This is a genomic window from Psychromicrobium xiongbiense, assembly GCF_030271165.1.
GTDB classification, from domain to species: domain Bacteria; phylum Actinomycetota; class Actinomycetes; order Actinomycetales; family Micrococcaceae; genus Renibacterium; species Renibacterium xiongbiense.
This window is the reverse complement of record NZ_JASSZH010000009.1, coordinates 169,617-188,107: the sequence shown is the minus strand read 5'-3', so window position 1 is coordinate 188,107 and position 18,491 is coordinate 169,617. Positions and strand designations below refer to the sequence as shown.

Sequence of the window (18,491 nt, the reverse complement as noted above, 5' to 3'; positions counted from 1 at the left end):
ACCCGGGCGATGCCGCGTCGCGGACGGTTCGTGGAAGGATAGGGGATATGAGCGCAGAGGACCTCGAGAATTACGAAGCCGATGTTGAGCTCCAGCTGTACCGGGAGTATCGAGATGTCGTCGGTCTTTTCAACTATGTGGTGGAGACGGAGCGGCGTTTTTATCTGGCGAACCATGTGGAAGTCCAGGCCCGGTCCGCTGATGGCGAGGTCTACTTCGATGTGACCCTTCAGGATGCCTGGGTCTGGGACGTCTACCGTTCTGCGCGCTTCGTCAAAAGTGTCCGTGTGGTCACCTTCAAGGACGTCAATGTTGAGGAACTGGCCAAATCGGACGATCTTGAGCTACCGAAGCCGGAGTCGTTGGGCAACTAGCCCGGCGCTCTGAGCTGGTATCACCGCCGCTGGCTCCTCCTCCACAGGCACGGAAATCCTTGAGTTTATCCACATAACCGGCCCAGACACCCCATTTCGATCCGCTCGGGCGGGCACATCCTCAACACTGAGGTGATGAGCAGCAAACGTGAACTGGGGAGGCTGGGCGAGAACCTGGCGGCAGACTACCTCGAACGGCGCGGTATGCGGGTGGTGGACAGCAATTGGCGCTGTCCACAGGGTGAGATTGATCTGGTTGCCTTCGATGCGGAGATCCTGGTGGTGGTCGAGGTGAAAACCCGCCGCTCACTGCGGTATGGGCATCCCTTTGAATCGATCACCGATGCGAAGATGCATCGGCTTCGAGCGCTGGCCGTGCTCTGGGCCCGTCATCATGGCTTTTACAGTTCGCCCTTGCGCATCGATGCCGTGGCGGTGCTCTCCGCTGGTCGGGAAGAGCCAGTGATTGAGCATCTCCGGGGAGTGTTCCGATGAGCTTGGGACGTACGTTTGCCGTGTCATTGATGGGCCTGCGTGGCCATCTGGTGGAGGTGGAGGCGGATATCGGGCAGAGCCTGCCAAGCTTTCAGATTCTCGGTCTGCCCGATGCCTCCTTGCAGGAAGCGCGGGAGCGCATCCGGGCCGCAGCGCTGAACTCCGGTATCCCCTTGAGCCAGCGGCGAATCACAGTAAATTTGCTGCCCGCACCCTTGCCCAAACGGGGAAGCGCCTTCGATCTTGCCATCGTGATGGCAGCACTCCAGGCCGCCCGGGACGTCCGGGACAGTGGTCTGACGGTTTTCCTGGCGGAGCTGGGTCTCGACGGGCGGCTACGGCCGGTTCGCGGGGTGATGCCTGCCGTGCTGGCTGCCGTGAAAGCAGGGCATCGGGACATCGTGGTGGCAGAGGCCAATGCTGCGGAGGCGCAACTGGTGCCCGGTGCACGGGTCTCAGGCTTCGCCTCGCTAGGTCAGGTGGCCTGTGCTTTTGGCGCTGATCCTCAGCATCTGGTGCTCGACCTGGAACCCATCGTCACGGCGCACGCAGAACCACGCCGTCAGCAACTGGTAGCGGACCTCAGCGAGGTGGCAGGCCAGGACGAAGCTCGGTTGGCCCTCGAAGTGGCGGCAGCTGGTGGACATCATCTTCTGCTGACAGGACCCCCTGGCTCGGGCAAAACCATGCTCGCAGAGCGGCTTCCGGGCATACTGCCCGACCTCACGGACGAGGAAGCCATGGAGGTTGCCGCTATCCACTCCCTCAGCAGACTGACCGGAGGAGTGAGCGTCCTGGACCGGCGTCCGCCTTTCGAACAGCCGCACCATTCCGCCAGCGTTGCTGCGGTGATCGGTGGGGGGTCCGGGATGCCCCGCCCGGGTGCCGCCTCGCGGGCGCATCGAGGGGTTCTGTTTCTTGATGAGGCTCCGGAATACGATCGCAGGGTTCTGGATGGTCTTCGGCAACCCCTTGAATGCGGGGAGCTGGTCCTTCAGCGGGCGGCTGGGGTCGCCAGCTACCCGGCACGCTTCCAGCTGGTTCTGGCGGCCAATCCCTGCCCCTGCGGCCAGGCCAGCGGGAAAGGCAAGGACTGCAGCTGCACCCCGCAGGTACGTCGCCGGTATTTTGGTAAACTGTCCGGCCCACTTCTGGACCGGGTGGACATTCAACTCGCAGTACCTCGCCTCTCGGTGGCGCAGCTGGCCCAGCGTAGCCAGGGTGAACCCTCCTCCACGGTGGCGGCCCGGGTCTCGGCTGCTCAGCAGCGCTCGCGAAGACGGCTGGCCGAATATTCGCTCGGGTTCAATGCCGAGGTTCCCGGGCCACTGCTCCGCGGTGCCCTGCGACTGCCGGGCGGGAGCACACAGATCCTGAATACCGCGCTAGAGCGCGGCCTGCTCAGCGCCCGCGGCTATGACCGGGTGCTGCGGATCTCCTGGACGCTGGCGGATCTGGCCGGGCTGGAACAGCCCGGGGCTGAACAGATTGGGTTGGCACTCAGCCTTCGACAGCAAGGGGCGGCACGATGAGTACAGAAGCTGAGCAGCTGCATGCCAGTCCACGCAGATACAGCGATGTGCAGCGGGCGCGGGCCGCACTGAGCAGGATCATGGAACCTTCAGATACCGCTGGCTACGCCGTGGTGAACGTGCTCGGCCCCTGGGAAACCATGAGGTTGATTTCCGGACATCGGCGGGCAGCTGAGGAGGACCTGATTCAGGTCAACCAACTACTCGGTGATCAGGACGAACATCCCTGGAGCGGATTGAGCGCGGCGCAAGAGCGTTGGAAAGCCAGGCTCTCCGGTCTGGACCCGGACCGGGATCTGCTGACCATGGAGCGCCTGGGCGGGGGACTGCTCTGCCCCGAAGACGATCTGTGGCCGAGCAGCTTGCGTGACCTCGAACTGATGGAACCGCTGGCACTCTGGTACCGAATCGCGGCGGCACCCCGGGCGGGCGGCATCACCGCGCTGCAGGACCAACGCCAGCTGGCGGAACAGCGCATCACTCAGCTCGGTCGAGGCCGCACCCTGGCGCTGGTGGGTTCGAGAGACTCCACCTCCTACGGTGCCGCAGTGACGGCGGATCTGGCTTACCAACTGGCACAGCGCGGGGTTACCGTTCTCTCCGGAGGAGCCTACGGGATCGACGCCGCAGCTCACCGTGCTGCACTTGCTGCGGAGGCTGCGGAGCTTCCCACGGTGGCGGTGATGGCAGGCGGCCTTGACCGCTTCTATCCGGCAGGCAACGAGGAACTGCTACGTTCGGTCGCTGCCCGTGGTCTGCTGGTCGCAGAGGTGCCGCCTGGCTCAAATCCCACCCGGTTCAGGTTTCTCCAGCGGAACAGACTGATCGCAGCGCTGGCGGGTGCCACGATCGTGGTGGAGGCACGATGGCGCAGCGGAGCCCTGAGCACGGCGCATCATGCGGCACAGATCGGTCGGCCGGTGGCCGCGGTCCCGGGCTCGGTCATGTCAGCGAATTCGGCCGGATGTCACCGCCTGCTGCGCGAGGGGGCTATCTGTGTCACGGACACCGAGGAGGCACTGGAACTGATCGAGCCGCTGGGAGCGGCCGAGACTGTGCAGCCGGAGGTCGATGCCTACCCGAGTGACGCCGATCGCGGAGGCCAGGTCGGAATCGGCCAACAGAGGAGCCACCACGAGGCAGCCGAGCAGCGCGGGCTGCGCCGGGTTTACGACGGACTTCCGGGGGAGGATCTGCGGCTATGGGATGCCCTACCTGTCCGGAGGGCCACCTCGGTGGAACAGCTCGGGTCCGTGGCCGGGTTGGGCCTCAGCGCGGTCAGAGCGGGTCTGGGGCGGCTCGAACTGATGGGCCTGGCCCGACGGATCGAGCGAGGCTGGATCAAAGTCGCCGCGCCGTCGCCATCGGCGGATGGATAACGACAGATCACCACGCAACCGGCACGTTGATCTGGACATGCAATTGACCGGGCCGGCAGAAGAAGCCCTCACGACCCGGTGCTGCAACTTGATCTCACCTCATCGACCGCGCAGAGTGGAGGCATGCCCTCTCAGGAACAGCCCCCGCGCCTTGAGCCCGCGCTCAGGGCTGTTCTGGAGGCGTTCCTGAACTTTGTCGCTGCCGAGAAGGCACGATCTCCACATACGGTACGCGCCTACGAGGCGGATATTCTTTCACTCCTGGCCTTTGCCCAGAGCCAGGGGTGTGCCGGTCTTCAGCAGATCGGTCTGAAGGAACTGCGATGGTGGCTCGCGGAGCAGAACGCGCGCGGCCTGGCACGTTCCACCATGGCCCGACGGGTTGCTGCCGCGCGCACCTTCTTCGCCTGGGCCATCCGGGAGGAACTGATCCAGGCCAACCCCGCGCTCCGCCTCGCAGCGCCAAAACGGCAGAAGACCTTGCCGGGAGTGCTGCACCAGGATCAGGTTCATCGCTTGCTGGATGTTGCCGGTACTGCGGCAACCGGGTCATCGCCGCGAACAGCAGCGCCAGGCACCCTCACCCGTGCGGACGAGACTGCACCACCATCCCCGGTGGAACAACGCGACCGGGCGATGCTGGAACTGCTCTATGGTTCAGGATTGCGTGTCGGTGAGCTGACTGCCCTGGACATCGACGACTGTGATTTTGATCGGCGCACAGTGCGTGTTCTGGGCAAGGGCAACAAGGAACGAACAGTCCCTTTCGGCCTCCCAGCGGCGCAGGCACTGACCATCTGGTTGCAGACTGGCCGGGCAGCTCTGCTCACTCCGGCGTCGGGCGCGGCCGTCTTCCTGGGCGCGCGCGGCGGACGAATCGATCAACGTCAGGTACGCAGCGTCGTCGAACGCGCTCTGGCCGGTCTGGGGGACACCCGGGCGAGCGGACCTCATGCACTACGGCACACGATGGCCACCCACCTCCTGGATGGGGGGGCTGACTTGCGGGCGGTGCAGGAGATGCTGGGTCACGCATCATTGGCAACCACCCAGATTTACACCCATGTCTCGGTGGAGCGACTGCGCTCCAGCTATCAGCAGGCGCACCCACGCGCCTGAGGGCGAAGCGGATCCGCATCGGTTCACCTGGCGTTCGATGACCACGCACCGCGCCTGCCCCGCTGGTCAAATCCTTTCGGGTACGGCACAATGATCGAAGAACTACATGGGACGCTGCTGTGCGGCGCACGTGCACGCGGATACCGCTCCTGGAGCAGGTCGTTGGGGAAGACGCACCTACTGTCTGGAGGATGGGATGTCTGTTGTGATGACGCGTGGGGTGCTTTTTGTGCACTCAGCCCCTACTGCGCTGTGCCCTCACGTGGAGTGGGCGATCGGCTCCGTGCTGGATCGTCGGACCGACCTTGAGTGGACGGCGCAGCCTGCCGCGCCCGGAATGTATCGCGCTGAACTGGCCTGGAACGGGCCGCAGGGCACTGGCGCACTCCTAGCTTCCGCGCTCCGCGGCTGGGCGCATCTGCGCTACGAAGTCACCGAAGAGGCCAGCACCGGCGTCGACGGTGGGCGCTGGTCACATACTCCGGAATTGGGCATCTTCCACGCCACCACCGACGCCCAGGGCAACATCATGGTCTCTGAGGACCGCATCCGCTATGCCTACGAGGCCGCTCAGGGTGACCCGACACGGGTCTACCATGAGCTCTCGCTGGCCCTGGGAGAGGCTTGGGACGAAGAACTTGAGGCCTTCCGGCATGCGGCCGAAGGTGCACCCGTCCGCTGGCTGCACCGGGTGGGCTGATCGGCACCCCAGAAAGGGGCATCGATCGGCTCAACCTTTAGACAACGTTGCAGGGCCGGTTCAGCAGTTGAACCGGCCCTGCAACGTTGATGCACTCTTTAGTAGTTGCGGACCACCACGACGGCGTTGTGTCCGCCGAAACCGAAGGAGTTGCTCAGCGCCACGATATCGCCCTGAGGGAGATCGCGGGCACTGGTCACCACATCGAGCGGGATTTCAGGGTCCTGATGATCCAGGTTGATGGTCAGCGGTGCTTTGCGCTCGTGCACGGCCAGCACGGTGAGGACCGCCTCCACAGCGCCGGAGGCGCCCAGCAGGTGGCCCATCTGGGACTTGGTGGCGGAGACCGCCACATTGTCTACGTGCTTGCCCAGTGCGGCGTGCAGTGCCGTGTACTCCGGCTTGTCACCGACCGGGGTTGAGGTCGCATGGGCGTTGACATGAACGACGTCCTCCGCCTGGGCCCGCGCATCGAACAACGCCGCCTTGAGTGCACGGGTAGCACCCAGGCCCTCCGGGTCAGGGGCAGTGATGTGATAGGCGTCAGCAGTCACCGAGGTGCCAGCCAATTCGCCGTAAATCTTGGCGCCACGGGCCAGAGCATGCTCCTCGGCCTCCAGGACGAGCGCACCCGCACCTTCACCCATGACGAAGCCATCGCGATCGCGATCATAAGGACGGGAGGCGTGCTCCGGATCGTCATTGCGCTTGGACAGGGCCTGCATGGAGGAGAACGCTGCCAGAGTGATCGGGTGGATGGCGGCTTCGGTACCACCGGCCATCACGATGTCCACCTTGCCGGAGCGGATGAGTTCCACTGCCTGGTGGAGGGCTTCCGTTCCGGAGGCACAGGCTGATACCGGCGTATGCGCACCAGCCTGAGCGCCGAGGTCCAGGCTGACCGCCGCTGCTGCGCCGTTGGGCATCAGCATGGGCACGGTCATCGGCAGGACGCGGCGTGCACCGCGGTCACGGAGAGTGTCCCAGGCATCCAGCAGTGTCCAGACACCGCCGATGCCGGTCGCGAAGCAGACTGCGAACCGGCTGCCATCGACCTCGGGGCTGCCGGCATCGGCCCAGGCTTCACGGGCGGCGATGATGGCGAACTGGCTGGAGGGATCCAGCCGCTTCGCCTCGACGCGAGTGAGTACTTCGCTGGCCGGAGTGCTGGCCTTCGCTGCGAAGGTCACCGGCAGCTGGAATTCGGCGACCCAATCATCGGTCAGCGTATGTGCTCCAGAAACACCCTTAAGGGCGTTCTGCCAGGTGGTGGGCGCATCCCCACCGATGGGGGTGGTGGCTCCCAGGCCTGTGATGACTACTTTGCGGGTCATGGTTTCACTCTCTTGATGCGGTATAAAACAGGTTCGGCTTGCGGCCGACGGGAACGACGAGCCGCAAGCCGACCAAACGATCTCAGCTGCGACGAATCAGGCCTGCGCGCTGGCGATGTAGTTGACGGCGTCGCCTACGGTCTTGAGGTTCTTGACCTCTTCGTCGGGGATGCGCACGCCAAACTTCTCTTCAGCGTTGACCACGATGGTCATCATGGAGATGGAGTCGATGTCCAGGTCCTCGGTGAAGGACTTATCCAGCTCAACAGCCTCCGGGGCCAGTCCGGTCTCTTCATTGACGATTTCGGCCAGTCCGGCCAGGATCTCTTCGTTGCTAGCCATTGACGGCTCCTTTTCCTCGGTAGTGCCGCTCAACCTCATGAGCAGGCAGTGTCGATCAAACCACGATTGCGGCCTGAGCGGCGAGCCCCACGGGGTGTTGCGTCCCTGGAGCTGCCGAAAACTATGAAATTGTGAGTTGAACGCCGCACAATTACGGCAAAACCACCACTTGCGCGCCGAACACCAGGCCAGCCCCGAAGCCGATCTGCAGGGACAGCCCGCCACTGAGCTCGGGATGCTCGGTCAGCAGCCGGGCAGTCGCGAGTGGGATCGAAGCGGCCGAGGTGTTCCCGGTGTCCTCGATGTCCCTGGCCACCAGAACATGCTCCGGCAGTCGCAGTTCTTTGGCCAGCGAGTCAATGATGCGCATATTGGCCTGGTGCGGCACGAATGCGGCAAGATCGGATGCTTCCACACCAGCAGCTTCGAGTGCCTGCTTGGCCACCTTGGCCATTTCCCAGACTGCCCAGCGGAAGACGGTCTGACCGTCCTGGCGCAGGGTCGGCCACAGACCGACGGCACCGGAGATCAGGGCCAGGTCGTCAGGGCCGGTGGCGAGCTTGGCCGCTTCGGCGTGGTCACGCACCTCCAGCAGCGAATGCGTCATGCCGATGGCATCCCATTTGCCGCCATCGGAGCCCCAGACGCTCGGACCGATACCGGGCACCTCGGAAGGGCCGACGACAGCGGCACCGGCGCCATCGCCGAGCAGGAACGAGATGGTCCGTTCGTGATTGTCGATCACATCGGAAAGCTTTTCGCTGCCGACCACGAGCACATAGTTGGCTGCACCGGAGCGGACCAGGGCATCTGCCTGGGCGATTCCATAGCAGTATCCGGCGCAGGCGGCGGATATGTCGTAAGCAGGCGCCGGGGTAGCACCCAGTCGGTCGGCCAGCAGCGCTGCGGCCGACGGCGTGGCGTACTGGTGAGTCACGGTGGAGACGATGACGGCACCGAGCTGGCTGGCTTCAATACCGGCAGCCGCCAGGGCCTGCCGGGCAGCCGCCTCGGACATATCGATGACGCTGACTTCCCGCGGGGCCCGCAGCCGGGTCACGATGCCGGTCCGCTGGCGGATCCACTCATCGGAGGAATCAATCCACTGGCAGATGTCCTCATTCGTGACGACGACCTCGGAGCGGTAGGAACCCAGGCCCAGGATGCGCGAGTGTGCCCGGGGCGCGGGCTGCTTCAACGTCGCAGTCATTCGGATGCCTGCCCGTCGGCCGGGGCGGTGCCGGGCTCCAGCAGTGTCCGTGCCGCATCGAGGTCTGCCGGGGTCTTCACGGCGAGGGTGGTGACGCCCGGCATCGCGCGCTTGGCCAGTCCGGTGAGGGTGCCGGCGGGGCTGAGTTCAATCAGGGTGGTGACGCCCAGACCCGTCATGGTGCGCATGCAGGCGTCCCAGCGGACGGGGCGGGAAACCTGAGCCACCAGGCTCTGCAGGGCCGCTTCGCCCGATGCGACTGCGGCGCCATCGTAGTTGGACAGCAGGGTCGCAGCTGGTTCGTGGGGGTGGAGCGCCGGGGCGAGGATCTCCAGGGCGCCGACGGCCGGTTGCATGTGCAGGGTGTGGAAGGCTCCGGCAACCTGGAGGGCGATGACGCGAGCCTTGGCCGGTGGATTCGCGGCCAGGGCGGCCAGCTGGTCGAGGGTTCCGGCAGCGACGGTCTGCCCGGGGCTGTTCAGATTGGCCGGAGTCAGTCCGGTGGCGGAGATCGCTGCGAGAACTTCGTCCGGATCGCCGCCGACGACGGCGCTCATACCGGTCGGGGTCAATGCTGCGGCGGCTGCCATGCCGTTGGCCCGCTCGCGGACGAACCGCATGGCTTCCTCTTCACTGAGAACCCCGGTGAGAGCAGCCGCGGTGATTTCACCCACGGAGTGCCCGGCGACGACGCCGACGGCGGCGGGAAGTTTCGCGCTGCCGAAGAGCGCGGCCGCGCTGATCAGCCCGGCAGCGACGATGAGCGGCTGAGCTACCGCGGTGTCCTTGATGGTTTCCGCATCGGAGGTGGTGCCGTGCCGTACCAGATCCAGTCCGGCAAGCTCTCCCAACTCGGCAAGATGCTCTTCAACGCCGGGAAGCTCCAGCCAGGGTTGGAGGAAACCAGGGGTCTGAGCTCCCTGGCCGGGGCACACGATTGCAATCACGCACTAAGCCTTTCAAAGATTGGCGCTGACAACGGTATTTCTTGATACCAAGCTGATTCGAGTCGTTTGTAGGGTTTCCACAAAATATTCAGTAAGAGACAGCTAATTTGAGGACTTTTTTGGGGGAACCCGCTCATGGTGTGTGCTGGCCCGTGATGCTGACCCCTGCAGCAGACGTCCCACCAGCAGAGCACTGTGCAGGACGAAGGCCTCGCGCGGTATGAGCGGATCCCAGCCGGTGATCTCCGCGACCCGGCGCAGGCGATAACGCACGGTGTTGGCGTGCACGAAGAGTTCCCGGGACGTGGCTTCCAGGGAATGACCCAGATCGACATACGCGCTCAGGGTTTCCACCAACCCGTTCGATGCCGCCACCAGGGGCCGGTAGACCTGCCTGATCAAGGCGCGGCGGGCGTCGTCGTCGCCGTTGAAAACACGTTCGGGCCAGAGATCATTGGCAGCGACCGGCCGTGGAGCCTGTGGCCAGGCCTGCACGGCGGCCAGCCCGGCGAAGGCAGCACGGGCGGATTCGCTGGCTTCGGCCAGCGAGGCAGCCTCCGGGCCGAAGACCACGGGGCCCTTGCCGAAGAGTTCGCTGAGTCGCAGCAGGGCCGACTCCTGCTCCGAGAGCCCTCCCAGAACCAGAATGAGGCGATCACTCTGGATGCCAACCAGGGCGTCTTCGGCATGAGTGCTGGCCGCACGGCGCAGTTCATTGACCAGTGCGGGTCCGGTCGCCGCCGGCGTGGTGCCGACCATCACGGTGAAACGCCCGGTCGATTTCCAACCCAGGGCAGCGATCCGGGAGCGGAGCGAGTCGGTGCTTTCACCGCGCAGGATGGCATCGACGATGAGTGACTCAAGGCGGGTGTCCCAGGCGCCGCGCGACTCGGCGGCTCGCGCATAGACGTCGGCAGCGGCAAAAGCCACCTCGCGTGCGTAGCGGAGCACTGCCTCGCGCAGGGCTGCCTCGTCGCCGGGAGCCGCCAGCTCGGGAACCCGGTCCTCCACCATCTGCACGACAATCCGGATGAGCTGGAGTGCGCGCTGCAGGCTGATGGAACTGGCCAGCTCGGTGGGGGCATTGCCGAAGACGTCGGTGAACACCCAGCCCGCCGAGGACGGCTTGTGGTAGTAGCTGACGAAAGAACTGATGCCGTTCTGGGCCAGGAGCCCGAGGGCACTGCGTTCTTCGGCGCCGAGCCTGCGATACCAGGGCAGAGAGGCATCGAGCTGTTGGGTGGTGGCGGTGGAAAGTTCACCCAGCTTGGCTCGCAGATTGGCGAGGGTCTGTGGATGATAGGGGCGAGGCGTCAGGATTCCCGGCGTGCTCTTACGACTCGAGGGCATGAGCCGAGCTTAGGTCAGATTCCCGATATTTTGTGGAGATTCAACAAGAAATCAGCCCAGGAGGCTGTTCCGGCAGAGACAAAAGGCCGGTTCTTTGGAGAGTGTCTCCAAGAACCGGCCTTCAGTCAGCCATCGTCAGCGCTCTAGCGCGTCGCGCCTACCCCATCCTCACAGGCTCGGACGGGGCCCCTCGGCTCTAGCGCGTCGCGCCTACCCCATCCTCACAGGCTCGGACGGGGCCCCTCGGCTCTAGCTGTCGCCGCCGGCGTTCCCGCTGGTCCCCGCGTTGACGTCATCGAGCCGGTACTTGGCGATCGCCTCGCCGGGAGCGCGCCAGTCCACCTCGCCGCGGCGGGCCAGCATCTCCAGGGCCCGTACCACAATGGAGTGCGAGTCGATCTTGAAGTACCGACGGGCAGCCGCACGGGTATCGGAGAAGCCGAAATCGTCCGCACCCAGGGTGGCGAACTCGTTGGGCACAAACTGGCGGATCTGATCCGGTACGGCCTTCATGTGGTCCGAAACAGCCACCACCGGGCCGGTTGCTCCGGCGAGCTGAGAGGCAACAAACGGCGTCCGCTCCTCGGAACCCGGGTTCAGGAAGTGCTCTTCCTCGGCTTCCAGGCCGTCGCGGCGCAGCTCGGTCCAAGAGGTCACGGACCAGACATCCGCGGAGACGCCCCAGTCATCGGCCAGGATCTGCTGAGCTTCAAGAGCCCACGGAACAGCGACGCCACTGGCCAGAAGCTGAGTGCGCGGGCCGTCAATCTTGGCCGGTGCCAACAGATAGATGCCGCGAATGACGCCCTCTACATCCAGGTCCTCCGGAGCCGCCGGCTGGACGATCGGCTCGTTGTACACCGTGAGGTAGTACATGACGTTGCGTTGTTTGTCGGTGAGGGTCTCATCCGTGCCGTACATCCGCTCGAGGCCGGAACGCATGATGTGGCCGATCTCGTAGCCGTAGGCCGGATCGTAGGACACCACGGCAGGGTTCGTCGCGGCCAGAAGATGCGAATGCCCGTCAGCGTGCTGGAGGCCTTCGCCGGTCAGCGTGGTGCGTCCAGCTGTGGCCCCGATGACAAAGCCACGGGCCATCTGGTCCGCTGCTGCCCAGAAGCTGTCGCCGGTGCGCTGGAAACCGAACATCGAGTAGAAGACGTAGATCGGAATCAGCGGCTCGCCGTGCGTGGCATAGGAGGTTCCCGCGGCGGTGAAGGCTGCGACCGCGCCCGCTTCATTGATGCCGGGATGGATCAGCTGGCCCAGCGGAGATTCCTTGTAGGCCAGCACCAGTTCGCGGTCCACGGAAAGGTAGTTCTGCCCCTTGGGGTTGTAGATCTTGGCCGTGGGGAAGAACGCATCCATGCCGAAGGTCCGGGACTCGTCGGGGATGATCGGCACAAAACGCTTGCCGAATTCCTTGTCCCGCATGAGGTCCTTGAGCAGGCGTACAAAGGCCATCGTGGTGGCGGCCTGCTGCTTGCCGGAGCCACGGTTGGCCACCTCGTAGGCCTTGTCGCTGGGAAGAGTCAGTTCCGCGTACTTGTGCCGGCGCTCCGGAACAAAGCCGCCTAATGCAGCACGGCGCTCCATCATGTACTTGATCTCCGGAGACTCCATCCCGGGGTGGTAGTACGGGGGCTGGTAGGGATCGGCCTCAAGCTGGGCGTCCGTGATCGGGATGCGCAGCAGATCGCGGAAGGCTTTCAGATCCGCCAGCGTGAGCTTCTTCATCTGGTGGGTCGCGTTGCGGCCCTCGAAATGAGTACCCAGCCCGTAGCCCTTGACGGTGTGCGCCAGGATGACGGTCGGCTTGCCCTTGAACTCGGTAGCTGCTTTGTAGGCCGCGTAGACCTTGCGGTAGTCGTGGCCGCCGCGCTTGAGGTTCCAGATCTGCTCGTCGGTCATATCCGCGACCATTTCCTTGGTCTGCGGGGACTTCCCGAAGAAGTGCTCACGCACAAACCCGCCGGACTCGGCCTTGAAGGTCTGGTAATCGCCATCGACCGTGGTGTTCATGATGTCCACCAGTGCGCCATCGGTGTCCTGAGCCAGCAGCGAGTCCCACTCGCGCCCCCAGACGACCTTGATGACGTTCCAGCCGGCGCCGCGGAAGAAGGCTTCGAGTTCCTGCATGATCTTGCCGTTGCCGCGAACCGGGCCGTCCAGACGCTGCAGATTGCAGTTGACCACGAAGGTCAGGTTGTCTAGCTTGTCGTTGGCAGCGAGCTGGAGCAGGCCACGCGATTCCGGCTCGTCCATTTCGCCGTCGCCCAGGAACGCCCAGACGTGCTGCTCACTGGTGTCCTTGATGCCGCGGTTGTGCAGGTAGCGGTTGGACTGGGCCTGGTAGATCGCGTTCATCGGGCCGATGCCCATGGAGACTGTGGGGAATTCCCAGAAGTCCGGCATCAGACGGGGGTGCGGATAGGAGGAGAGCCCGTGCGGCGCCCGCGACTTCTCCTGACGGAATCCGTCCAGATCTTCCTCGGTGAGTCGACCCTCCATGAAGGCGCGCGAGTACATACCAGGGGAGGCGTGGCCCTGGAAGAAGACCTGGTCACCGCCGCCCGGGTGGTCCTTGCCGCGGAAGAAGTGGTTGTAGCCCACCTCGTAGAGTGTGGCAGCACCGGCATAGGTGGAGATATGGCCGCCGACGCCGATTCCGGGGCGCTGCGCGCGATGGACCATGATGGCGGCATTCCAGCGCAGCCAGGCACGGTACTTGCGTTCAATCTCTTCGTCGCCCGGGAACTCGGGCTCCTGGTCTGCGGGGATGGTGTTGACGTAGTCGGTGGTGGTCACCATCGGCACACCAACGCTCTGCGCACCAGCGCGCTGAAGCAGGGACCGCATAATGAACTGTGCTCGTTCAGTGCCCTGTTCCTGGATGAGTGCGTCCAGCGATTCGATCCACTCAGCCGTCTCTTCCGGATCACGGTCAGGCAATTGATTCGTCAGCACGCTCAAAATGTGAGAATTCTCTTCTCCAGCAGCCACGTCCAACCTCTCTTGTGAAGCTTCCTGCCGGGCGTTCTTGCCGGGCACGGGTGATGCCGCGCCTTGACGCCAACATCGTCGGATCGCGTCAGGTGGACGCGCTAATCCACGCACCACTCTAGACCGGCAGAACGCGGGATGCGTAGCCGCGCCTGGACTATGACCGTGGCACTGCTGTGGCGGCCATCTGTGAGGTGTTGAAGGCCGGATACTGGTGTATCCACGCGCTGCACGCTTGAAGCGAAAGCAAATAGGGTGTTTTCTTGTGGTAGGCATCTGCATGCGCCGACCGGATCGCGGACGGGGGCAGTGCAGCCAGAAGACCAGGAGGCAACAGTGAGCGAGGCCGCGACAACGACCGGGGCACAGCGGCTGGGATTCCGTGACGGTGACGTCGTTCAGGAATTCGGGTACGACGACGATGTCGACTTTGGCCTGCGGGAGGACATCGAAGATCTGATCGGTGGGCCGTTGCTTGAGGAAGATGAGCACGATGTCGCCGATGCAGTGCTCTTATGGCACCGGGATGACGATGGCGATCTGGTGGATGCCCTGATGGATGTTCTGACCGGTCTGGACGAAAACGGTGTGGTCTGGGTGTTGAGTCCCAAATCCGGGCGCCCCGGTTATGTCTCGCCCGCGGAAGTCCTGGAAGCCGCACCCACAGCAGGCTTGCATGTGACCAGTTCGGCAGGGGTGAGCGAGGACTGGTCCGCCACGCGACTGGTGCCTCGCCGCAAGAAATGACGGCGGAGGCCCTTTTTGGCCGGACTGCGCCCGACTTTTCGCTGAGTAATCAGTATGGCGAGACAGTTTCGCTTTCGGCGCTTCGAGGAACACCTGTCTTCCTGGTGTTTTTTCCCTTTGCCTTTTCTCCGGTGTGCGGCGAGGAACTCGCCGTGCTTCAGGAGCACCTCGAGGAGTTCGTGGCGGCCAGATTGCTCGCCATCTCTGCGGATTCGCGCTATGTCTTGAAATCTTATGCAGAGCAACAAGGCCTCAGTTTTGACCTGCTCAGCGATTTCTGGCCGCATGGTGACGTGGCGAGGCAATTCCAGGCTCTCGATGAACGCCGCGGCGTGCCCGAGCGGCACACCGTCCTGATTGATGAGCGAGGCGTGGTGGCCGCGCAATTCGGGGCGGCGGCATCGCAGCCTCGGTCCTGGGAAGAGTACCGAGGTTTACTGGATGCGCTGTAGCTCTGTTTCTGGTTCCTGGGTTTCCCACATGATCGGGTAGAGTGGGGGATCGCAGAAGCTCCCGTAGCTCTGCGAGGGCCTTTAGCTCAGCTGGTAGAGCGCCACGTTTACACCGTGGATGTCATCGGTTCGATCCCGGTAGGGCCCACCCACCGAAAACCCGTCGTTTCAAGGCTTGTAGGCCTGAAACGGCGGGGTTTTTGCGTTGGCTGGTCAGTTCTGCCCGGGTGGGGAAAACCCTGAATTTGCAACACTTTACGACTCTCTGCAACTTCAAAACCTCCCTGGCTTTTACCCCAAAAATCGATCCAGAGAGCCACACCTGAAGAAGCCTGCAGCCCTGCTCGTCACACTGCGAATTTCGATTACCAGTACGTTGACCGTGTCCGCACGCTCCTCTCCGCCAAGGGGATGGACGGTCTGGACGATGCCGCGCTGATTCAGCCAGTGCGTGATACATGCGCTCAGCTGGCGGGTCTCGCGCTTGAGATTTTCTTTGTCTACCTCACATCTATTGCAGATAAATGTGAGGTAGACATGTTGAGACGCCTGGACTATCCGCCACATGCACGCTCATGAAGACGCTCATGAAGACTGGAAGCATCACCTTGCTGATCATCTTGGCGGTCACCACCATCATCGCCCCGACAAGGAGCCATCATGACCACGGATCTTGAGCCCCTGCGCACTATCGTTGCCAGACTTGCGGCACTCTCCGAGCTGGAGAAGGAGCGAGATGACCTGATCCGTGCTCAAATCGCTGCCGGGACAAAAGTAGTCGACCGTGTCGAAGCGACCGGGCTCAGCCGTCCCCGCATCTACCAAATCCGCGACGGACGCCGCTAACAACAACAGGGCCGCCCAACCATCAACTTTGCCCTGATAGTTGGTCGGCTCTTCAAGTTTGCCGCCGCAACTGTGAGCGAGCCGCTGGCGTGCTCCGTCTGACTCTCTTTGCATCGATGAGCCAATGTCGCGTGGTGTCAGTTATCTGACGGCTGATGGTTGGGTAAGGCGTCAAGGTTTTGCGCACTTACTGGGCGCCGTGTACATAAAGATCCCCAGAATTCAACGATCTTCTGGCTGGATCGGATGGTAAGTGCTTAAGACTTTGACGCATCTGAACCGGGAAATCTGGTTCAGATGCGTCAATCGCAGACACCCGTCAACGTGGACCACGGCGCCACGAAGCCCCCACCATTAGCCCCTGCCATCAGTCCCGGGGTTTTCTGTAGCGTCTAAACGATTCCGCCACCTCACACCGTGCTTTGAGCGTGCCAAGATGCCAAGATAAGGAATGGCGAATTCGATCGATATCTCCTGGCAGCTGGACGGCATCACCATGAACGGGACGATGGTCCGCCCTGTTGGGGCTGGCCCCTTTCCCGCGGTGGTTCTGGTTGCCGGGAGCGGGCCAACGGACCGCGACTGGTGTTCGCCTATGCTGCCCGGAAGCAACGGGAGTGGGCGACTTTTTGCGGAGGCCTTCGCCGAGGTTGGTATCGCTTCGATCCGATACGACAAACGGGCCTCGGGCCCGCACGTGATGGAAAACCTGCCCAAGCTGGTGGGGAACCTGAGCATGCAGTCGCATCTGGATGAACTGGCGGCGGCCGTTCAAGCCCTCGCGGCACAGGACTTTGTGGATGCGTCAAGAATCGTTGGGCTCGGTAACAGCGAAGGCACCCTGCACGTTCTGCACTATGCCACCAGCGATCAGCCGTGGCCATTCGTCGGCATCGTGCTTGCAGCACCGCCAGGCCGTCCGGTCCAGGAGGTGCTGTTGTCCCAGCTGACGCTTCAAGCCTCCCAGATTCCGGGTGGGGATCAGCTGATACCGAAAGTTGAGGAGGCTGCCGCCCGGTACGCTGCAGGCCAGCCGATGAATCCAGATCCAGCCATTCCGGAAAGCGTGCGGATGGTGCTGGCTAGTTTCGAGACTCCGGCAAATTTGCCGCTGGCCCGGGAACTCTGGGTTGAATCCGCCGGTGATTCGTTGGCGGGCGTCCGGATTCCCGTGCTGGTGCTGATCGGCGGCCACGACGTACAGATTGATCAGCACGCCGATGGCGATCCGCTCCAGCGCGCCGCAGAGGGAATGCCCCAGGTGACGTTCGTCTTCCCGCCCCACGCGAATCACGTGTTCAAGGAGGATGGACGCACTCCGGCTGAAGTAGCCGCTTCCCCGGGCAACGGGTACAACGATCCTGACACTCATCTCGATGCCGAGAGCCTGAGCATAATCCTCGGCTGGCTGGAAGTGATATTCACGATGCCGCCCGCCCCTGGGCCGGTCTGAGCTCTGGCATAGGCCCGGTGCATGACTCATCCCGTTGAGAATCACAAGGCCACCCTGCACCGCTACGTGAAGGCGAATATGGCGGCACTGCTGGCCAGGTTGCAGGGGTTGGGCGAGTACGACCTGAGCCGTCCCGTGACGCGGACCGGGACCAATCTCTTAGGGCCAGTGAAGCACGTGGCCACGACTGAGGCGGAGTACTTCGGGCGGATTTTCGGCTACCCGATGCCCTGGGCAGAGCCGGGTGCGGAAGACAACGCGGACCTGTGGTTGTCGGAGGGTGAATCGGTACAGAGTGTGCTGGACCTCCACGAGGCATCCGCCGCCCACAGCGATGCCACCATTGAGGCGCTACCTTTGGATGCGCCCGGCGTGGTTCCCTGGTGGCGATCCGAGACTCGTAGCGTCACTTTGCAGCAACTCCTGCTCCACATGACGATGGAGACCGCTCACCACGCTGGGCACGCGGACATTATCCGCGAGCTGATTGACGGCAGCGTCGGGTACTCGCCTAGGAATCCCAATCTGCCGGACTTTGACGAGGAGCATTGGTCCAAGTATCGCGATGGTGTGGAGCGGGCCGCTCACGATACGGCCCAAGCGGCAGGGATAGGATGAAGGAGCGACGCCCGGTGAAGGAGGCGCGTGGTGGCGGTGCCCTGGTGAGGTTGCTGGTGTTGCTGATTCACTGAACGGATTCCACAGTTCGCAATGGAAGGACAAAGATGCCCGGAGAGAAGCCGTTGAGAGAGCCTTTCGCCTACATCCGACAGGGAAGAGGCAGCTACTTTGCTTTTCCCTGGGTGGCGTTTGTCTTCGGTGCATTTCTGATCGCCGCCGGCGCTGGCCTTCCGTTCGTGGCCGCGCGTGGCATGTCGATGGTGATTCCCTCACTGATTGGACTGCTCTTTGTGGGTCTGGGTGGCGTCCTGCTCTGGATCGGCACAGCGCGCCTCCGGTGGAAGTACGCCTATCGGGAGCGGTACGGCTACTTTCCCGCAATGGGCTCATCCACAGGGCCCGACCGCTACCGCTAACCGCGAGCCCTCAGGGGGCGAAAACACCCGGGCATTGGAAAGGCTTCCCACTCTGGCTATTGGGGGACGCCAGAGTGGGAAGCCGAAAACCAATATACAGCCCCACGCATACTCTGCAAAATGGGAGTCCGGGGAAGCCGGGTGTCCGGCATCCGGGCAGCGAGCGAAGCT

At 63.5% G+C, this 18,491-nt stretch carries 18 protein-coding genes and 1 tRNA gene; 13 read left to right on the top strand and 6 right to left on the bottom strand.

All coding sequences use genetic code 11. The annotated features are described in order from the left end of the window. Positions 1–47 precede the first annotated feature (47 nt). The 6 genes from QQM37_RS03540 to QQM37_RS03515 all read left to right on the top strand — a co-directional run bounded on the left by QQM37_RS03540 (position 48) and on the right by QQM37_RS03515 (position 5,599). The gene (locus QQM37_RS03540) at positions 48–374 is read left to right on the top strand and encodes a DUF2469 domain-containing protein (RefSeq protein ID WP_285725058.1); all 327 of its coding nucleotides are present in this window, start codon (positions 48–50) and stop codon (positions 372–374) included. 135 nt (positions 375–509) lie between these two features. After that, positions 510–869, top strand: coding sequence for a YraN family protein (locus QQM37_RS03535; protein ID WP_285725056.1), 360 nt, complete (start codon positions 510–512; stop codon positions 867–869). Continuing rightward, positions 866–2,401 carry a YifB family Mg chelatase-like AAA ATPase gene (locus QQM37_RS03530; protein ID WP_285725055.1) on the top strand — a complete coding sequence of 512 codons (1,536 nt, stop codon included), beginning with the start codon at positions 866–868 and terminating at the stop codon, positions 2,399–2,401. The genes QQM37_RS03535 and QQM37_RS03530 overlap by 4 nt, the downstream gene beginning before the upstream one ends. Next, positions 2,398–3,780, top strand: a complete 1,383-nt coding sequence (locus tag QQM37_RS03525; protein ID WP_285725052.1) for a DNA-processing protein DprA — start codon at positions 2,398–2,400, stop codon at positions 3,778–3,780. Before QQM37_RS03530 ends, QQM37_RS03525 begins: the two co-directional genes overlap by 4 nt. A gap of 123 nt (positions 3,781–3,903) precedes the next feature. Beyond that, the gene (locus QQM37_RS03520; RefSeq protein ID WP_285725050.1) at positions 3,904–4,899 is read left to right on the top strand and encodes a tyrosine recombinase XerC; all 996 of its coding nucleotides are present in this window, start codon (positions 3,904–3,906) and stop codon (positions 4,897–4,899) included. Positions 4,900–5,095: 196 nt separating this feature from the next. Continuing rightward, positions 5,096–5,599 (top strand): DUF3145 domain-containing protein, encoded by a 504-nt coding sequence (locus QQM37_RS03515; protein WP_285725048.1) that lies wholly within the window; start codon positions 5,096–5,098, stop codon positions 5,597–5,599. Positions 5,600–5,697: 98 nt separating this feature from the next. Here QQM37_RS03515 and QQM37_RS03510 read toward each other — a convergent pair whose 3' ends face one another. The 6 genes from QQM37_RS03510 to aceE all read right to left on the bottom strand — a co-directional run bounded on the left by QQM37_RS03510 (position 5,698) and on the right by aceE (position 13,785). Beyond that, entirely contained in the window at positions 5,698–6,933 is a 1,236-nt protein-coding gene (locus QQM37_RS03510; RefSeq protein ID WP_285725046.1) for a beta-ketoacyl-[acyl-carrier-protein] synthase family protein, read from the bottom strand. Between the two features lie 96 nt (positions 6,934–7,029). After that, a complete protein-coding gene (locus tag QQM37_RS03505) occupies positions 7,030–7,275 on the bottom strand; it encodes an acyl carrier protein (protein ID WP_285725044.1) in 246 nt (81 codons plus the stop codon). Positions 7,276–7,426: 151 nt separating this feature from the next. Then, positions 7,427–8,485 carry a beta-ketoacyl-ACP synthase III gene (locus QQM37_RS03500; RefSeq protein ID WP_285725043.1) on the bottom strand — a complete coding sequence of 353 codons (1,059 nt, stop codon included), beginning with the start codon at positions 8,483–8,485 and terminating at the stop codon, positions 7,427–7,429. After that, complete coding sequence (locus QQM37_RS03495) at positions 8,482–9,432, bottom strand: ACP S-malonyltransferase (protein ID WP_285725041.1); 951 nt, start codon at positions 9,430–9,432, stop codon at positions 8,482–8,484. Before QQM37_RS03495 ends, QQM37_RS03500 begins: the two co-directional genes overlap by 4 nt. A 102-nt stretch (positions 9,433–9,534) precedes the next feature. Then, positions 9,535–10,782, bottom strand: coding sequence for a PucR family transcriptional regulator (locus QQM37_RS03490; RefSeq protein WP_285725039.1), 1,248 nt, complete (start codon positions 10,780–10,782; stop codon positions 9,535–9,537). 249 nt (positions 10,783–11,031) lie between these two features. Continuing rightward, the gene (aceE, locus tag QQM37_RS03485; RefSeq protein ID WP_285725037.1) at positions 11,032–13,785 is read right to left on the bottom strand and encodes a pyruvate dehydrogenase (acetyl-transferring), homodimeric type; all 2,754 of its coding nucleotides are present in this window, start codon (positions 13,783–13,785) and stop codon (positions 11,032–11,034) included. Between the two features lie 336 nt (positions 13,786–14,121). On the opposite strand from aceE, the gene QQM37_RS03480 reads away from it, so the two are divergent. The 7 genes from QQM37_RS03480 (at position 14,122) to QQM37_RS03450 (ending at position 18,320) form a co-directional block, all read left to right on the top strand. Continuing rightward, on the top strand, positions 14,122–14,532 hold the full coding sequence (locus QQM37_RS03480; RefSeq protein WP_285725035.1) for a DUF3052 domain-containing protein: 411 nt from the start codon (positions 14,122–14,124) through the stop codon (positions 14,530–14,532). Then, positions 14,529–14,984, top strand: coding sequence for a redoxin domain-containing protein (locus QQM37_RS03475; protein ID WP_285725034.1), 456 nt, complete (start codon positions 14,529–14,531; stop codon positions 14,982–14,984). Before QQM37_RS03480 ends, QQM37_RS03475 begins: the two co-directional genes overlap by 4 nt. A 75-nt stretch (positions 14,985–15,059) precedes the next feature. Further along, positions 15,060–15,132, top strand: a tRNA-Val gene (locus QQM37_RS03470). A gap of 512 nt (positions 15,133–15,644) precedes the next feature. Beyond that, a complete protein-coding gene (locus tag QQM37_RS03465; protein WP_285725033.1) occupies positions 15,645–15,830 on the top strand; it encodes a hypothetical protein in 186 nt (61 codons plus the stop codon). 451 nt (positions 15,831–16,281) lie between these two features. Then, on the top strand, positions 16,282–17,283 hold the full coding sequence (locus QQM37_RS03460) for an alpha/beta hydrolase (RefSeq protein WP_285725031.1): 1,002 nt from the start codon (positions 16,282–16,284) through the stop codon (positions 17,281–17,283). A gap of 21 nt (positions 17,284–17,304) precedes the next feature. Continuing rightward, positions 17,305–17,901, top strand: coding sequence for a DinB family protein (locus tag QQM37_RS03455; RefSeq protein ID WP_285725029.1), 597 nt, complete (start codon positions 17,305–17,307; stop codon positions 17,899–17,901). Between the two features lie 107 nt (positions 17,902–18,008). After that, a complete protein-coding gene (locus tag QQM37_RS03450; protein ID WP_285725027.1) occupies positions 18,009–18,320 on the top strand; it encodes a hypothetical protein in 312 nt (103 codons plus the stop codon). The last annotated feature ends 171 nt before the right edge of the window (positions 18,321–18,491 follow it).

What these genes read in the sequence shown, in the direction of transcription:
- QQM37_RS03540 (WP_285725058.1), top strand. Translation starts at nt 48, where the DNA reads ATGAGCGCAGAGGACCTCGAGAATTACGAAGCCGATGTTGAGCTCCAG.
- QQM37_RS03535 (WP_285725056.1), top strand. Translation starts at nt 510, where the DNA reads ATGAGCAGCAAACGTGAACTGGGGAGGCTGGGCGAGAACCTGGCGGCA.
- QQM37_RS03530 (WP_285725055.1), top strand. Translation starts at nt 866, where the DNA reads ATGAGCTTGGGACGTACGTTTGCCGTGTCATTGATGGGCCTGCGTGGC.
- QQM37_RS03525 (WP_285725052.1), top strand. Translation starts at nt 2,398, where the DNA reads ATGAGTACAGAAGCTGAGCAGCTGCATGCCAGTCCACGCAGATACAGC.
- QQM37_RS03520 (WP_285725050.1), top strand. Translation starts at nt 3,904, where the DNA reads ATGCCCTCTCAGGAACAGCCCCCGCGCCTTGAGCCCGCGCTCAGGGCT.
- QQM37_RS03515 (WP_285725048.1), top strand. Translation starts at nt 5,096, where the DNA reads ATGTCTGTTGTGATGACGCGTGGGGTGCTTTTTGTGCACTCAGCCCCT.
- QQM37_RS03510 (WP_285725046.1), bottom strand. Translation starts at nt 6,933, where the DNA reads ATGACCCGCAAAGTAGTCATCACAGGCCTGGGAGCCACCACCCCCATC.
- QQM37_RS03505 (WP_285725044.1), bottom strand. Translation starts at nt 7,275, where the DNA reads ATGGCTAGCAACGAAGAGATCCTGGCCGGACTGGCCGAAATCGTCAAT.
- QQM37_RS03500 (WP_285725043.1), bottom strand. Translation starts at nt 8,485, where the DNA reads ATGACTGCGACGTTGAAGCAGCCCGCGCCCCGGGCACACTCGCGCATC.
- QQM37_RS03490 (WP_285725039.1), bottom strand. Translation starts at nt 10,782, where the DNA reads ATGCCCTCGAGTCGTAAGAGCACGCCGGGAATCCTGACGCCTCGCCCC.
- QQM37_RS03475 (WP_285725034.1), top strand. Translation starts at nt 14,529, where the DNA reads ATGACGGCGGAGGCCCTTTTTGGCCGGACTGCGCCCGACTTTTCGCTG.
- QQM37_RS03465 (WP_285725033.1), top strand. Translation starts at nt 15,645, where the DNA reads ATGACCACGGATCTTGAGCCCCTGCGCACTATCGTTGCCAGACTTGCG.
- QQM37_RS03460 (WP_285725031.1), top strand. Translation starts at nt 16,282, where the DNA reads ATGGCGAATTCGATCGATATCTCCTGGCAGCTGGACGGCATCACCATG.
- QQM37_RS03455 (WP_285725029.1), top strand. Translation starts at nt 17,305, where the DNA reads ATGACTCATCCCGTTGAGAATCACAAGGCCACCCTGCACCGCTACGTG.
- QQM37_RS03450 (WP_285725027.1), top strand. Translation starts at nt 18,009, where the DNA reads ATGCCCGGAGAGAAGCCGTTGAGAGAGCCTTTCGCCTACATCCGACAG.